Source organism: Kitasatospora sp. NPDC127111, from assembly GCF_042677465.1.
Lineage (GTDB): Bacteria > Actinomycetota > Actinomycetes > Streptomycetales > Streptomycetaceae > Kitasatospora.
In genome coordinates this window covers 1-15,326 of record NZ_JBHXTG010000082.1, presented here as the reverse complement: position 1 = coordinate 15,326, position 15,326 = coordinate 1, and the positions used below count along the sequence as shown (strand labels likewise).

Sequence of the window (15,326 nt, the reverse complement as noted above, 5' to 3'; positions counted from 1 at the left end):
GGAGGTGGTGAGAGGGGACGGCAGTGGGACGGCCGGGGCCGGGCGCGGTCACGCCCGGCCGGGGTCACATCCGGAAGACGCCGAACGGGCCGGGCGGCGGGAGCGGGGCGTTGGCACAGGCGGTGAGTGCCAGCCCGACGACGGTGCGGGTGTCCATCGGGTCGATCACGCCGTCGTCCCAGAGCCGCGCGGTGGCGTAGTAGGCGTTGCCCTGGCGCTCGTACTGCTCGCGGACCGGGCGCTTGAACTCCTCCTCCGCCTCGGTCGGCCACTCCTCGCCGTGCGCCTCCAACTGGTCGCGGCGGACGGTGGCCAGCACGGACGCGGCCTGCTCCCCGCCCATGACGGAGATCTTGGCGCCGGGCCACATCCAGAGGAAGCGGGGCGAGTAGGCCCGGCCGCACATCGAGTAGTTGCCGGCGCCGTACGAGCCGCCGATCACCACCGTCAGCTTCGGGACGCGGGTGCAGGCGACGGCGTTGACCATCTTGGCGCCGTGCTTGGCGATGCCACCCGATTCGTACTGCCGGCCGACCATGAACCCGGTGATGTTCTGGAGGAAGAGGAGGGGGATGCCCCGCTGGTCGCACAGCTCGATGAAGTGCGCGCCCTTCATGGCGGACTCGGAGAACAGCACGCCGTTGTTGGCGACGATGCCGACCGGGTGGCCGTGGATCTTGGCGAAGCCGGTCACCAGGGTCGCGCCGTACTCGGCCTTGAACTCGGCGAACCGGCTGCCGTCGACCAGCCGGGCGATCACCTCGCGCACGTCGTAGGGCGTGCGCGGGTCGACCGGGACGGCCCCGTACAGGCCGGCCGGATCGACGGCGGGCGGTTCGGCCGGGGCGAGCGGCCACGGCCGGGCCGCGCGCGGCCCGAGCCCGGCCACGATGGTGCGGACGATGGAGAGGGCGTGGGTGTCGTCCTCGGCCAGGTGGTCCGTGACGCCGGAGGTCCGGGAGTGGAGGTCGCCGCCGCCCAGCTCCTCGGCCGTGACCACCTCGCCGGTCGCGGCCTTCACCAGCGGCGGCCCGCCGAGGAAGATCGTGCCCTGGTTGCGGACGATGACGGCCTGGTCGCTCATCGCCGGGACGTACGCGCCGCCCGCCGTGCAGGAGCCGAGCACGGCGGCGATCTGCGGGATGCCGGCGGCCGAGAGCCGGGCCTGGTTGTAGAAGATCCGGCCGAAGTGGTCGCGGTCCGGGAAGACCTCGTCCTGCATCGGCAGGAACGCGCCGCCCGAGTCCACCAGGTAGATGCAGGGGAGGCGGTTCTCCAGCGCGACCTCCTGGGCGCGCAGGTGCTTCTTCACCGTCATCGGGTAGTAGGTGCCGCCCTTGACGGTGGCGTCGTTGGCGACGACGACCACCTCGCGCCCCGCGACCCGGCCGATGCCCGCGATCACGCCCGCCGCCGGGGCGGCGCCGTCGTACATCCCGTCGGCCGCCAACGGGGCCAGTTCGAGGAAGGGGGAGGCCGGGTCGAGCAGGGTGTCGACGCGGTCCCGCGGCAGCAGTTTGCCGCGGGCGGTGTGCCGGGCCCGGGCCTTGGCCCCGCCGCCGAGGGCCGCCGTGCCGAGCTTCTCGCGCAGTTCGGCGACCAGGGCGCGGTGCGCCTCGGTGTTGGCCCGGTAGGACTCCGAACCCGGGTCGACCGCGGTGCCGAGCCGCGGGGCGGGAGCGGCGGCTCCCGGGGCGACGGATCCGCCGGCCGTGCCGGACGGTGCGCCGCCCGGACCACCCGGTCCGGACGCGGCTCCGGCCGTCGCGTTGCCGTTGACGCCGGTGGGTACGCCGGCGGTGGAGATGACCATCCCAAGAGCTCCCTTGCCCTCGGCACCAGGTGGGCGGCAGAGCCGGGTGAGCCCGCGACCCCCACGTTAATGAGCGTTAACTCGTGTTGCCCAGGTTAACGGGCGATAACCCGACTGTCTACGATGGGCAGCATGCCGAACGTCCCAGCCACCCCAGCGCTCCCACGCCGCGACCAGATCCGCAGGGAGGCCGCCCGGCTGTTCGCCGCCCGCGGCTTCCTGGGCGTCGGGGTCGACGAGATCGGCAAGGCGGTCGGCATCAGCGGGCCCGGGCTCTACCGGCACTTCGCGGGCAAGGACGCGATGCTCGCCGACCTGCTGATCGGCATCAGTGAGCGCCTCCTGGAAGAGGGCCGCCGCCGGGCGGGCGGCGGCGACGGCGCGGCCGAGGCGCTGGACGCGCTGATCAGCGGGCACGTCGACTTCGCGCTCGACGACCGGGACCTCATCACCCTCCACGACCGCGAGCTGCTGAACCTCAAGGAGGAGGACCGCCGGACCGTCCGCCGCCTCCAGCGCGGCTACGTCGAACTCTGGGTCGCCGTGGTCCGGCAGGCCTACCCGCCGCTCGCCGAACCCGGCGCCGAGCCCGTCGCCCGGGCCGCCGTGCACGCCGTCTTCGGACTGATCAACTCCACCCCGCACAGCCTCGGCCCGAGCCCCGCCCAGGACGACCGGGCCGCCCTCGAACGCGACGGCATGGCCGCCCTGCTGCACAGCCTCGCGCACGGCGCCTTCTCCGCCGCGGCCGACGCCGCCGCCCGCGGCTGACCCGACCGCGCTCCCGGCCGCCCGCCATCCGATCCGGTGGCCCGACCCCGTCGGCGTCCGATCGGTCCGCCGGTGCCTGACCGACTCCTCGGCGCCCGATAGACCCGTCAGCGCCCGATCGGCCCGTCGGCGGGCTGTCGCGGCGGCTTCCGGTGGACCACCACCCGGCCCGACTCCGGGTCGATCCGGCGGTCGCCCGGGGTGGCGGCACCGGTGTCGTCCCGCAGGAGCAGTCGCCGCTCTGTCTCCTCGCGCAGTTGCCGGTGGCCGGGCGAGAGGAGCACCTGGAGCTCGTCGGACGCCCCCGGTCCCGGAGCCCACGCCGGACAGGCCCCGGGTGGTTCACTGCCCCGTCGGCTGCGCACAGTGCCCCGGACGGGCGCACGAACGCGGGCGGACGGAGGGGCGGATGGGCTCCTTGCCCTTGCGCGGCCTAGGTCCAAAGGAGGGTGGCGCGGTGCGCCGGTGGGAGGTGGGCGTCCGGCGTGGCGTCGTCCACCCTGGTTAGCGGGGCGCGGGTCGCGGCCCCGGTCGGGAATCTCCGCAGGCCGTGGGCTGTTGGTCCCTCCGCCGGGTCGGGTGCCCGGCGTGCTCTGGCCGGATAAAACCATGGCGGCCACCCGACGGAATGGTTAGCATCCCTAAATATGCCTGAGACTCACGGATCTACGGTGGAGCTTTCGCCGAGCGGACCCCGGACCGGTCCCGGTGCCGGTACCGCTGATGCCGCTACCCGGGGCACCGGGGGCGAACGGGGTGGCCCGCAGGCGGCGGCGGCCGCCGACGGCGGGGGCGGCTCGGGCTGGCTGCGGCGGCTGATCGGCTACTGCTGGCGGTCGCGGCGCAGCGTGCTGCTGGCCTTCGGGGCCTCGCTGGTCGGCATGGCCGTCACCGCGCTGGTCCCCCTGGTCACCAAGCTGATCATCGACGACGTCATCACCGCCCACACCCGCTCCCTGGCCCCCTGGGCCGTGGTGCTGCTGCTGGCGGCCGCGCTGGTGTTCGGCTGCACCCAGGTGCGCCGCTACTACGGCGGACAGCTCGCGCTCGACGTCCAGCACGACATGCGCAGCGACCTCTTCCGCTCCCTCGGCCGGCTCGACGGGCACCGGCAGGACCGGCTGGACACCGGGCAGGTGGTCGGCCGTGCCACCTCCGACCTCCAGCTGATCAACGGCCTGCTCTCGATGCTGCCGATGATGACCGGCTACCTGCTGATGTTCGTGATGTCGCTGGCCGTGATGATCTGGCTCTCGCCGCCGCTCACCTTGGTGGCGCTGGTCATGGGTCCGGCGCTCTGGTGGGTCTCGGTGCTCAGCCGCAAGCGGCTGTTCCCGTCCACGTGGGCGGCGCAGCAGGAGGCGGCGGCCGTGGCCGGCGTCGTGGACGAGGCGGTCGGCGGCGTCCGGGTGGTCAAGGGCTTCGGCCAGGAGGCCCAGGAGCTGGACAAGCTGGAGGCGGCCTCGCGCCACCTCTTCGCGGCGCGCCTGCGGTCGATCCGGCTGAACAGCCGCTACAACCCGGCGATGCAGGCGATCCCGGCGCTGGCCCAGGTCGCGGTGCTGGCCTTCGGCGGCTGGCTGGCGGTCGACGGCCAGGTCTCGCTCGGCACCTTCGTCGCCTTCTCCACCTACGTGGCGCAGATGACCGGTCCGGTGCGGATGCTGACCATGGTGATCACGGTCGGCCAGCAGGCCCGCGCGGGTGTGGAGCGAGTGGTCCAGCTGATCGACGAGCGCCCGCTGGTGCAGGAGCGCCCGGACGCGGTCGCCCTCGACCTCACCGCCAAGCACCACGGCGCCACCCTTGACGCCGCCGGGGCGACCAGGGCCGACCAGAGCGCCCGGACCGCTCAGGCCGGCCGGACCGCCCTGGCCGCCCGGACCACCGAGGCCGCTGACCCCGCCGTGACCGCCGTGACCGCCGCGACCGTCGGCCCCACCGCGGCGCGGCGCACCGCCGGCCCCCGCACGCCGGACGTGGCGCTGGAGTTCGACCAGGTCGAGTTCCGCTACGACCCCGAGCACCCGGCGCCCGTGCTGCACGGGCTCAGCCTGAAGCTCGCCCCCGGCGAGACGCTGGCCCTGGTCGGCGCCTCCGGCTCGGGCAAGTCCACGGTGGCGCAGCTGGTGCCGCGGTTCTACGACCCGGCGGCCGGCGCGGTCCGCCTCTACGGCCACGACCTGCGCGAACTCACCCTGGACTCGGTCCGGGCCGCCGTCGGCATCGTCCCCGAGGAGAGCTTCCTGTTCTCCGAGACGGTCCGCACCAACATCGCGTACGGGCGGCCCGACGCCACCGACGAGCAGATCGTGGCGGCCGCGCGCGCGGCGCAGGCGGACGAGTTCGTCCGGGAGCTGCCCGACGGCTACGACACCAAGGTCGGCGAGCAGGGCCTCACGCTCTCCGGCGGCCAGCGCCAGCGGATCGCCCTGGCCCGGGCCATCCTCACCGACCCGAGCATCCTGCTGCTCGACGACGCGACCTCGGCGGTGGACCCGCAGATCGAAGCGGAGATCCACGACGCGTTGCGCTCCGTCATGACCGGCCGCACCACGCTGCTGATCGCGCACCGGCGCTCCACCCTTCAACTGGCCGACCGGATCGCCGTACTGGACCACGGCCGGCTGCTGGACATCGGAACGCACGAGGAACTCGACGCACGATGTCCCCAGTACCGGGTCCTGATCTCCGACCCCGAGGCCGGCAAGACCCGACCCCCGGCCTCCGCCGCGGCACCGGCCGCCGCAACACCGGCCGCCGCAACACCGGCCGGCAGCGATCCGATCGCCCCCGAGCCCACCGCCTCCGCGCCCACCGCACCTGCGCCCACCGCCACCGCGCCCACCACCTCCAAGCCCACCATCCCCGAGCCGTCGACCCCGGCCCTGGCCAAGGCGGCCCGCACCGCCGACCCGGAGCTGCTGGGCAAGCTCGCCGCCCTCCCGCCGGCCACCGACACGCCGGCGATCACCCGCACCGAGGCCGAGGCCGGCGACCCGGACTTCACCCTCCGCCGCCTGCTGCGCCCCTTCCGCCGCCCGCTCGCCATCGCCCTGCTGCTGGTGGCCCTGGACGCGGGCGCCGGCCTGGTGCTGCCGATCCTGATCCGGCACGGCATCGACGACGGCGTGAGCAAGGCGCTGATGTCGGGCGTCGCCGCCGCCGCCCTGGCCGCGCTGGTGGTGGTCCTGCTGGACTGGCTGGTGCAGAGCGCCGAGAACCGGGTCAGCGGCCGCACCGGCGAGCGGGTGCTCTACACGCTCCGGCTCAAGATCTTCGCCCACCTCAACCGGCTCGGGCTGGACTACTACGAGCGCGAGCTGTCCGGGCGGATCATGACCCGGATGACCACCGACCTGGACTCGCTGACGTCCTTCCTGCAGACCGGCGTGGTCACCGCGGTGGTCAGCCTGCTGACCTTCTTCGGCATCTTCGCCGCCCTGCTGATCATCGACGCCGGCCTGGCCCTGGTGGTCTTCGCCGTGCTGCCGCTCCTGGTGGTCGCGACGCTGGTGTTCCGCAAGAAGTCCAAGCAGCAGTACGAGATCTCCCGCGACCTGATCAGTGCGGTCAACGCCGACCTCCAGGAGAACGTGGCCGGGATGCGGATCGTCCAGGCCTTCCGCCGGCTGGACACCAACACCGACCGCTTCGTCGCCCGGGGCATCGCCTACCGCGAGGCCAGGGTCCGGGCGCAGCTGTACATCTCGCTGTACTTCCCGTTCGTGCAGTTCCTCTCCAGCGTCGCCGCCGCGCTGGTGCTGATCGTGGGCGCGTCGCGGGTCGACTCCGGGACGCTCACGGTCGGCGCGCTGGTCGCCTACCTGCTCTACATCGACCTGTTCTTCGCCCCGGTCAACCAGCTCTCCCAGGTCTTCGACGGCTACCAGCAGGCGGCGGTCGGCCTGGGCCGGATCCGGGAGCTGCTGCGCACCCCGACCACCACCGCCCAGGCGGCCGACCCGGTGCCGGTGCGCGGCGGACTCCGCGGCGAGATCGACTTCGAGGACGTCAGCTTCGCCTACAACGGCGGCGCCGACGGCGCCCCGGACGTCCTCACCGGCGTGAACCTGCACATCCCGGCGGGCCAGACGGTGGCACTGGTCGGCGAGACGGGCGCCGGCAAGTCGACGCTGGTCAAGCTGGTCGCCCGGTTCTACGACGCGACCGCCGGCACGGTCCGGGTGGACGGCGTCGACCTGACCCGGTACGACCTGGCGCAGTACCGTCACCGGCTCGGCGTGGTGCCGCAGGAGGCGTACCTGTTCGCGGGCACGGTGCGCGAGGCGATCGCGTACGGCCGGCCCTCGGCCACGGCGGCCGAGGTGGAGGCGGCGGCCCGGGCGGTCGGCGCCCACGAGATGATCGTCCGGCTGTCGGGCGGCTACGACCACGAGGTCACCGGGCGCGGCCGGAACCTCTCGGCGGGGCAGCGGCAGCTCATCGCGCTGGCCCGGGCCGAGCTGGTCGACCCGGACGTCCTGCTCCTGGACGAGGCCACCGCCGCGCTGGACCTGGCCACCGAGGCGGCCGTCAACCACGCCTCGGACCGGCTCAGCGGCGGCCGCACCACGCTGGTCATCGCCCACCGCCTCACGACCGCGGAACGCGCCGACCGCGTCGTCGTCCTCGACCACGGCAAGGTGGTCGAGGACGGGACGCACGCCGAACTCCTCGCGCAGGGCGGCGTGTACGCGCGGCTCTGGCAGGCGTTCATCGCGGACGGTCACCCGGCCCCGGCCCCGGTCGCGGGCTAGGCGCCGGCCTCGCGTTCAGGGCGGGCGGGGCCACCCGGTCTCCGCCCGCTCAGGCCGCGAGCAGCGCGGCGAGCAGTCCGGAGGCGTCGATGCCGCGCGGCAGGTCGCTGACCTGCCCGTCGCCGACCTCCACCACCCGCCAGCCGGAGCCGTCGGCCCGGCAGGCGAGGTCGGTGGTGATGAAGCGGCAGCCGAGGGACCGGACCAGGGGGCTGACCCCGGTGAGGTCCGGATCCGAGGTCTGCCCGGGGGCGTCCGGGTGCGGTCCGATGAGGACGGGCTCGCCGTCCAGCCACCAGACCCGGGCCTCCACCGCCCGCTCGCCGTCCCGGCCGGCCTCCGTGCCGACCTCCGTCCTGCCCACCGCACCGCCGCCGCCGGACGCGCCGCCGGACCCGCCGCCGGGGGCCCGACCGTGCGCCGGACCGTCCGCCGGGCCGCGGCCCCCGGCCCGCGCGAACTCCTCGTACCGGCGCAGCACCACACCGCCCGCCAGGAACTCGCCCTGCAGCTCGACGAAGCGCGCCACCACGCGGCCGACGGCGTCCAGGTCGGACAGCTCGGGGACGTAGCAGGCCTCGTCCCACTCGTGCTTGCGGGACTTCACGTAGTCCTTGACGATCGCCGGGCCGTGCCCGCCGAGCCGCGCGACGGCGGCCGCCAGCTGCTCGGCCCCGGGGCCCGGTCCGGGTCCCGTCCCGCCCGCGGTCGGGGACAGCGGGATCCAGCTGCTCGCCGGGGTGGCGCCCTCGAACACGTCGTACCAGCCGGGGAGTTCGTGCGCCGAGGCGTAACCGGCCGGGCTGGTGAGCAGGTTGACGCCCCGGTCGGCCAACGCCCGGGCGAGGCCGGCGTAGTCGGCGGAGGGGATCATCCACCCCCGGTACCAGAGCGGGCCGCGGTCCCGCGGCACCCGCCGAACGGCCTCCGCGGCGTCCCCGGCGAGCAGCGCGTCATGGTCGACGAGGTAGTGATCGCCGCCCAACTCCCGTAGCTTCCGGGCCTCCCAGGCGAAGTGCGGGTCGGGCCGGCGCGGGTTGAGCGGGTCGGCCGGGAAGATGATCGCTGGTTCGGGCATGGGCGCCAGCGTACGGCCGGCGGGAGTTCGCGGTGGGGCCAACGCCCCTTCTCCGCGGGGACGGTGCGGCATGTGCGCCGTCCCACCGGCCTGCTCGCCCCGGTCGCCGCCCCGGTCGCTAATCCGCTCGACGGTCCCGGTCGTCGCTGCGAGAGTGATCCGATGCGAAATCTGCTGCAGCGTGTGAGGCGCACCCCCAGGCAGGCGGCCCGGACGGTGGTGCTGGACGAGAACGGCTCCGTCTTCCTGCTCCGCTCGGACAACAACAAGGTCGGCGTGCACTGGACGATGCCCGGAGGCGGTATCGAACCCGGCGAGACGCCGCTGGCGGGCGCCCGTCGCGAGCTCTGGGAGGAGACCGGCTGGACCGACCTCGAACCCGGCCCGCTGCTCTGCACCTGGGAGCACGACTTCACCTGGCACGGCACGCCCGTCCGCCAGCACGAGCACATCTACCTGACCAGCGGGCCGCACCGGGGCCCGGTCGGCGACGTCAGCGAGGTGCACGCCATCGACCGGATCCTGGACTGGCGCTGGTGGACCCCGGACGACCTGGTCGCCGAGGACGCCGATGCCCTCTGGCCGCCGAGCCTCCCGGAGCTGCTGGCCGACGTCCGGGACGCCTGGCTCGCCGACCGGCGCGAACCGGTTCCCGTCCACCTCGGCTACATCCCGAACGCCCCGACCCCGGCCCGCTGACCGCCGGAGCCATGGTAGCCACCGAGCCGCAGGAACCACCCGGAGCTGTCGGCGGCGGCCACCTCCCCGGCCCCGGGTGTGCCCGGCCGGTCCGCTCCTAGAGCGCGGGCCGCCCGCCGCGGCGACCGGCGCGCCCGGCCGGGCCGGCCTGCCAGCCGTGCAGGTCCAGTTCCCGGTCGTGCAGCGCACCGGGGTTGATCAGCACCGACAGCTGGGTGTCGGCGAGGCGGTCGAAGCCGAGCCCGGTGGCGTGCAGCAGGTGTTCGGTCGGCACCGAGACGGCGATGGCGGGCCGCCACGCGGGCAGCACCACCAGGACGGTGCCGCGGCCGATCCGTATCAGCTCGGCCGTCACCCGGACCGGCTCCCGCTCCTCCGGTCGGCCGACGGCCTCGGGGAGGTTCGGGGTACCGCCGATCAGGATGCCGAGCGGCGTCTCGGCGCCGGCGTCGGCTCCACCCCCGAGGGCCGCAGCCCCGTCGCCCCCACCCGCGGGGGACGCACCGCCGCGGGTTTCGGTCACGGGCGCGGGTGCGCCGGCCGCGACGGACGGCGGTACCGCAGCGTCCGCCCTCCAGGTCTGCTCCGAGACCTGTTCCGCGGCCGCCACTTCGGGGTGCATGCGGCGCAGCCGCCGGGACGGCGAGGGGCGCTTGGAACGGACGATCCGCAGCTCCTCCTGCGCGGCCCGCAGCACGGGGACCGCCGGTGCGCCCGCCGATGCCGCCGGAGGTTGAAGTCGTATGAACCCACCGGGTCCGGAGTCGGAACCGGGCGAAGCCTCCGCGCCCGCACTTTCGGACAGCGAGTGGACCTCCGCCACCGGCCTCCGGCACACGGCGGCGAGCTCGACGGGGGACCGTCCCTCCCCGTACGCCGTCCGCAGCCGCTCGGCCAGACCGGCTCGGATCACGGCGGTCGTCTGCTCGCCAGCATCACCACCGTGGCCGCCCGCCGCAGCACCGGCACCGCCGACCCCGGCCCCGGCACCGCCGACCCCGGCACCGTCGGCCCCCTCCTCGCTCGCTCCGCCGCGCGGTCGCGGAACGGAGCCGTCGCGGGAGGCGCCGGCCGCCCCGGAGTCCGTCGCCGCCGCGATCGAGCAGAGCACGACGGGCGCCGCGGACGTGGCGGTGCCGCCCTCCGCGCGCGACGGAAGGCCGGGGGAGGAGGGACCGGCTGACGGCAGGTCGGAGGCGGTCGCGGTCTGGTCGAGCGTGGTCATCGGCACGAGCCCTTCGGGGTACGGTCCCGACGATCCTCCCGCACCCCGCGATCAGCTCCAAGCGGCTTTCCGACGGGCGGACGCGCCGCGACCGTTCTGCCCCACTTCACGCCGAACCGGCCCCACTTCACGCCGAACCGGCCCCGCGCAACGCCGAACCGGCCCCGCGCAACACCGGACCCGGCCCGCGCACCGCGGAACCGACCCGACGTAACGTCGAACCCGCGCCGTCGCGTTGGTCGGTCCGCCGCCGTTCGAGGCTCAGGAGCCCGGTGCCACGAAGCCCTTCAGCTCGGCCAGGACCGTGTTGGCCGCGCTGACACCGAGTCCGAGGAACCAGGTCTCGTCCGAAACCGGCCGGGCCTGACCGGACTTGACCGCACCGAGCGTCTTCCAGAGCGGACCGCCGAGCACCGCGTCCTGGTTGGTCGAACTGGGCGTGCCGTAGACGCCGTAGAAGACCCAGTCGGCGTCGGCCTTGTCGATCTGCTCGGGGCTGATCTCGACCGCCAGCTCCTTGACCTGCTCGATCTCGGGCTGCGGCAGCTGCGCGTCGGTGAGGATGGTGCCGATGAAGGAGAGTTCGGCGTAGAGGCGGGTCTTGCCGGGCATGAACCGCAGCGGCGTGACGGTGGGCCGCTTGTCGCCCAGCGCGGCGCCGATCGCCGCGGCCGCCGCCTGGTAGGCGTCGAGCTGCGCCTTGGCCTCCGCCTCCAGGCCGAACGGGCTGGCGTTGAGCTGGAAGTTCTGCTTCCAGGGGTAGCCCGGGCGCAGCGAGAAGACGGTCGGCGCGATCTTGGAGAGCTGCGCGTACTGCTCCTGGGCACGCAGCTGGCTGCCGAGGATCAGATCGGGCTTCAGGGCGGCGATGGCCTCCAGGTTGAGGCTGTTGATGGTGCCGACGTCGGCCGGGTTGCCGGCCCTGTCCTTGAGGTACGAGGGCATGGCCTTGGAACCGTCGGTGTGGACGACGCCGACCGGCTGGATGCCGAGCGAGACGACGTTGTCGAGCTCGCCGGTGTCGAGCACCACGACCCGGACCGGCTTGGCGGGGATGACCGTCTCGCCCATGGCGTGCTTGACGGTGCGCGGGTAGACACCGGGGGCGGCGTCGGTCCCGAAGCCCTTCATCTTCTCGATCACGGTGGCGTAGTCGTCGCCGCCCTGGTTGACCGACTTCTGGTCGGGCGAGGAGCCGCCCGGGGCCTTGGCCGGTCCGGCGGCGGCTCCGCCGGAGTCCCCGGAGCTGCCGCAGGCCGTGAGCAGCCCGCCCAGGCCCAGGACCGCGCCACCGGCGAGCCCGGCGGTGAGGAGCCTGCGGCGAGAGGGGGCGGGGCCGGCGACGGTCCGGTCGAGGGGGTGGGGGGCCACGCGGCGCTCCTTCTCGATCGATCGAAGTTAGGTGAGGCAAACCTAGCTGAAGCCGTGCGGGCGATCGCGTGCGGGCGGTCCCGCCTGCCGCGCGGAAGAGAGGGGCCGCCGTCGAAAGCGACCGCACGCCGAAAGCGACGTCACGTCGAAATCGACCTGACGTCGAAAGTGACCTGACGTCACCCAGGAGCGCCGTTATCCTCGACCGCATGAAGCGCTTCGCAGGTCTCGACTGGTGGCCGTCCTAGGACGGCCACCAGCCACGCCTGACCAGGGCCGTCCGGATGGACGGCCCTGCTGCGTTTTCCGACGGACACGGGCCCGAGCCCCGGACGGCCACACCACCACTCGCCGTACCGAGGAGACCCCATGACCGTCACCGCCCTCACCGCCGCCGCCACCCCGACCGCGCCCACGCCCTCCACCGACCTGGACGAGCGGATCCGCCGCAACCCCGGCGCCCACCGCGTCCTGACCGGTGACCGCCCCACCGGACCGCTCCACCTCGGCCACTACTTCGGCAGCCTGCAGAACCGGGTCCGGCTGCAGCGCCTCGGCGTCGAGCTGTTCATCGTCATCCCCGACTACCAGGTCATCACCGACCGGGACGTCGCCGACCACCTCGCCGAGCACACCGAGAACCTCGTCCTCGACTACCTCGCCGTCGGCATCGACCCCGACCGGGCGACGGTCTTCACCCACAGCGCCGTCCCGGCCCTCAACCAACTGCTGCTGCCCTTCCTCAGCCTGGTCAGCGTCGCCGAGCTGAACCGCAACCCCACGGTCAAGGACGAGATCGCCCACTCCCGTCAGTCGTCGGTGAGCGGGCTGATGCTCACCTACCCCGTCCACCAGGCCGCCGACATCCTCTTCTGCAAGGCGAACGTGGTCCCGGTCGGCCAGGACCAGCTGCCCCACCTCGAAGTCACCCGCACCGTCGCCCGCCGCTTCAACGAGCGTTACCCGCACCCGGACGGCGCCGCCGTCTTCCCCCGCCCCGAGGCCCTGCTCTCCGCGGCGCCGCTGCTGCTCGGCACCGACGGCGGCAAGATGAGCAAGAGCCGCGGCAACGCCATCGCGCTCTCCGCGGACGAGGACACCACCGCCCGCCTCATCAAGGGCGCCAAGACCGACACCGAGCGCCGGATCGGCTACGACCCGGCGAACCGCCCCGAGGTCTCCAGCCTCGTCCTGCTCGCCGCCCTCAGCCAGGGCCGCGCACCCGAGGCCGTCGCCGAGGAGATCGGTGACGGCGGCAGCGCCGCGCTCAAGCGCACGGTGACCGAGGCCGTCAACGAACACCTCCGCCCGATCCGCGCCCGCCGCGCCGAACTCGCCGCCGACCGCGGTCACGTCCGGCAGATCCTGCGCGCCGGCGCCGCGCGGGCCAACGCCGTCGCCGACGCCACGCTGGACGAGGTCAGGGCGGTGATGGGATCAGCCTGAGGTCCACTGGGCATACCTTCTCTGGCCGGACCCACCGATCTCCGGCCGGACTCACCGAACCCGCCGGGCCGATCGAACGCTCCGCCCTCGCTCCGCCCTCGCCACCCCTCCACCGCTGCCGGCCCCGCCGGTCGGGGCGGCCTCGCCGGTCGTGGCGACCTCGCCACCCGCGGTGCGAGGGGACACGGCATGATCATCCCCGGCAGCACGGTGCCCACCCCGAATGACCTCCTCCCGGAAGGACCCTGGCAATGGATCAGCGCACTCCCGCGCCCGCCCGAGGCCTGACCCGCCCGCCCCGGCTCCTCCCCGGGGACCGCATCGCCGTGGTCGCCCCCAGCAGCCCGATCGACCCCGCTCGGCTCACCGCCGGGTCCGAGATCCTGCGCTCCTGGGGGCTGGAGGTCACGGTCGGCCCGCACGTCCTCGACACCCACCCGGTCCTCGGCCACCTCGCGGGCACCGACGCCGACCGGGCCGCCGACCTCCAGGCCGCCTGGCTCGACCCCACCGTCGACGCCGTCATCTGCGCCCGCGGCGGATACGGCGTGCACCGCATCGTCGAGCTGCTCGACTGGGACGCGATGCGCGCCGTCCCGCCCAAGGTCCTGATCGGCTTCAGCGACGTCAGCTCCCTGCACGAGGCCTTCGCCCAGCGGCTCGGCATCGCCACGCTGTACGGGCCGATGAGCGCGGCCGCCTCCTTCATCGAGGACGGCCCCACCGCCGACCACCTGCGCCGCACCCTCTTCGACCCCGACGCCACCACCGTGCTCACCTCGCCCACCGCCGAGGCCCTCGTCCCCGGCCGGGCCCGCGGCATCACGGCTGGCGGCTGCGTCCACGTCATCACCGCCGAACGCGGAACCCCCGCCGGACGGCCCTCCTTCGCCGGCACCATCCTCGTCCTGGAGGACGTCAACGAGCACCCCTACCAGCTCGACCGCCTCGTCACCCAGCTGCTGCGCTCCGGCGCACTGGACGGCGTCGCCGGCATCGCCCTCGGCTCCTGGGAGGGCTGCGGCCGGCCCGAGCGGGTCAAGGAGGTCATGCTCGACCGGCTCGGTCCGCTCGGCATACCCGTGCTCTGGGAGCTGGGCTTCGGCCACTGCCCCTCCACCCTGACCGTGCCACTCGGCGTCCCCGCCCTCCTCGACGCCGACGCCGGGACCCTCACCCTGGAGACGCCCGCGCTCGCCCCGCGGGACTGACCACCGGCGGGGCCCGGTCAGTAGGGTGCGCCCATGAACGCGGACACCCTCACCGCCCTCGACCTCGTGTCGCTCGCCCTCGGCCTCCTCCGGGGCCGGGGCAGCAGCACCCGCACCATCCTCGGACTTGCCGGCCCGCCGGGGGCCGGCAAGTCCACCCTGGCCAGGCATCTGGTCGCGGAGGTCGAACGCCGCGAAGGCCCCGGCAGCGCCGCGTACCTCCCGCTCGACGGCTTCCACCTCTCCGCCGCCCAGCTCGACCGCCTCGGCCTCGGCCAGCGCAAGGGCGCACCCCCCACCTTCGACGCCCACGGCTACCTCGCCCTGCTGCGCCGGGTCGCGGCGGACCGCTTCCAGGACATCTACGTCCCCGACTTCGACCGCGAGCTCGACGAACCCGTCGCCGCCCGCCACGTCGTCGCCCCGCACGCCCGGCTCGTCATCACCGAGGGCAACTACCTCGCCGCCGCCGAGCACCCTTGGCCCGAGGCCCGCCGACTGCTGCGCGAGCTCTGGTACGTGGACGCCGACGACGCCGTCCGCGAGGAGCGCCTGATCCGCCGCCACCGCGACGGCGGTCGGGACGAGGCCACCGCCCGGCACTGGGTCACCCACAACGACCACCCCAACGGCGAGTACGTGAAGGCGGGCCGCGCACTCTGCACGCGGATCGTCCGGGTCGAGGGTTTGCCTGTCGTCCCGGAAGGGCGTAGTGTTTCCTAGTCGCTCGGCAGGGAGCACCGGACACGCGTCTGCGCGGACGGTCCCGGGGCGGCCAATCCTTGGAAACACCACACTTCCCAGTTCGGGCTGGGTCGCGTCTTGCCTTTTTCGGCTTTTGCGGCTCGGGCCTGTTGTGGCGTGTCGGTTTATATGGGTTGCGGCTGGATTCGCTTTTCGGAGCGGGGTTCGGCTAGAGTTTGAAACGTCGGACGGGGCGTCAAGCCGCAGA

At 74.0% G+C, this 15,326-nt stretch carries 11 protein-coding genes; 6 read left to right on the top strand and 5 right to left on the bottom strand.

Annotated features, from left to right (window positions below):
* Positions 1-64 precede the first annotated feature (64 nt).
* Complete coding sequence (locus ACFVHB_RS34030; RefSeq protein ID WP_380329933.1) at positions 65-1,813, bottom strand: carboxyl transferase domain-containing protein; 1,749 nt, start codon at positions 1,811-1,813, stop codon at positions 65-67.
* A 132-nt stretch (positions 1,814-1,945) separates the two neighbouring features.
* On the opposite strand from ACFVHB_RS34030, the gene ACFVHB_RS34025 reads away from it, so the two are divergent.
* Positions 1,946-2,584, top strand: coding sequence for a TetR/AcrR family transcriptional regulator (locus ACFVHB_RS34025; RefSeq protein WP_380329931.1), 639 nt, complete (start codon positions 1,946-1,948; stop codon positions 2,582-2,584).
* A gap of 107 nt (positions 2,585-2,691) precedes the next feature.
* Here the strand turns inward: ACFVHB_RS34025 and ACFVHB_RS34020 are convergent, their stop codons facing one another.
* Positions 2,692-2,868 (bottom strand): DUF6191 domain-containing protein, encoded by a 177-nt coding sequence (locus ACFVHB_RS34020; RefSeq protein ID WP_380329929.1) that lies wholly within the window; start codon positions 2,866-2,868, stop codon positions 2,692-2,694.
* Between the two features lie 522 nt (positions 2,869-3,390).
* On the opposite strand from ACFVHB_RS34020, the gene ACFVHB_RS34015 reads away from it, so the two are divergent.
* Positions 3,391-7,344, top strand: coding sequence for an ABC transporter ATP-binding protein (locus ACFVHB_RS34015; protein WP_380329970.1), 3,954 nt, complete (start codon positions 3,391-3,393; stop codon positions 7,342-7,344).
* A gap of 49 nt (positions 7,345-7,393) precedes the next feature.
* Here the strand turns inward: ACFVHB_RS34015 and ACFVHB_RS34010 are convergent, their stop codons facing one another.
* A complete protein-coding gene (locus tag ACFVHB_RS34010; RefSeq protein WP_380329927.1) occupies positions 7,394-8,422 on the bottom strand; it encodes an ATP-grasp domain-containing protein in 1,029 nt (342 codons plus the stop codon).
* Between the two features lie 162 nt (positions 8,423-8,584).
* On the opposite strand from ACFVHB_RS34010, the gene ACFVHB_RS34005 reads away from it, so the two are divergent.
* The gene (locus tag ACFVHB_RS34005) at positions 8,585-9,121 is read left to right on the top strand and encodes an NUDIX hydrolase (RefSeq protein ID WP_380329926.1); all 537 of its coding nucleotides are present in this window, start codon (positions 8,585-8,587) and stop codon (positions 9,119-9,121) included.
* Positions 9,122-9,218: 97 nt separating this feature from the next.
* On the opposite strand, the gene ACFVHB_RS34000 is transcribed toward ACFVHB_RS34005, so the two are convergent.
* Positions 9,219-10,346 (bottom strand): hypothetical protein, encoded by a 1,128-nt coding sequence (locus ACFVHB_RS34000; protein ID WP_380329924.1) that lies wholly within the window; start codon positions 10,344-10,346, stop codon positions 9,219-9,221.
* Between the two features lie 261 nt (positions 10,347-10,607).
* Positions 10,608-11,717: an ABC transporter substrate-binding protein gene (locus tag ACFVHB_RS33995; RefSeq protein ID WP_380329922.1), complete on the bottom strand. Its 1,110-nt coding sequence runs from the start codon at positions 11,715-11,717 to the stop codon at positions 10,608-10,610.
* 369 nt (positions 11,718-12,086) lie between these two features.
* Between ACFVHB_RS33995 and trpS the strand changes: the two genes are divergently transcribed.
* From trpS to ACFVHB_RS33980, 3 genes are all read left to right on the top strand, one after another.
* The gene (trpS, locus tag ACFVHB_RS33990) at positions 12,087-13,163 is read left to right on the top strand and encodes a tryptophan--tRNA ligase (protein WP_380329920.1); all 1,077 of its coding nucleotides are present in this window, start codon (positions 12,087-12,089) and stop codon (positions 13,161-13,163) included.
* Between the two features lie 251 nt (positions 13,164-13,414).
* Positions 13,415-14,374: an LD-carboxypeptidase gene (locus ACFVHB_RS33985; RefSeq protein WP_380329918.1), complete on the top strand. Its 960-nt coding sequence runs from the start codon at positions 13,415-13,417 to the stop codon at positions 14,372-14,374.
* A gap of 33 nt (positions 14,375-14,407) precedes the next feature.
* The gene (locus ACFVHB_RS33980) at positions 14,408-15,097 is read left to right on the top strand and encodes a nucleoside/nucleotide kinase family protein (RefSeq protein WP_380329916.1); all 690 of its coding nucleotides are present in this window, start codon (positions 14,408-14,410) and stop codon (positions 15,095-15,097) included.
* Positions 15,098-15,326 lie beyond the last annotated feature (229 nt).

Excerpts from the sequence above, each read along its gene's own strand:
- ACFVHB_RS34030 (WP_380329933.1), bottom strand. The coding sequence starts at position 1,813 with ATGGTCATCTCCACCGCCGGCGTACCCACCGGCGTCAACGGCAACGCG.
- ACFVHB_RS34025 (WP_380329931.1), top strand. The coding sequence starts at position 1,946 with ATGCCGAACGTCCCAGCCACCCCAGCGCTCCCACGCCGCGACCAGATC.
- ACFVHB_RS34010 (WP_380329927.1), bottom strand. The coding sequence starts at position 8,422 with ATGCCCGAACCAGCGATCATCTTCCCGGCCGACCCGCTCAACCCGCGC.
- ACFVHB_RS34005 (WP_380329926.1), top strand. The coding sequence starts at position 8,585 with ATGCGAAATCTGCTGCAGCGTGTGAGGCGCACCCCCAGGCAGGCGGCC.
- ACFVHB_RS34000 (WP_380329924.1), bottom strand. The coding sequence starts at position 10,346 with ATGACCACGCTCGACCAGACCGCGACCGCCTCCGACCTGCCGTCAGCC.
- trpS (WP_380329920.1), top strand. The coding sequence starts at position 12,087 with ATGACCGTCACCGCCCTCACCGCCGCCGCCACCCCGACCGCGCCCACG.
- ACFVHB_RS33985 (WP_380329918.1), top strand. The coding sequence starts at position 13,415 with ATGGATCAGCGCACTCCCGCGCCCGCCCGAGGCCTGACCCGCCCGCCC.
- ACFVHB_RS33980 (WP_380329916.1), top strand. The coding sequence starts at position 14,408 with ATGAACGCGGACACCCTCACCGCCCTCGACCTCGTGTCGCTCGCCCTC.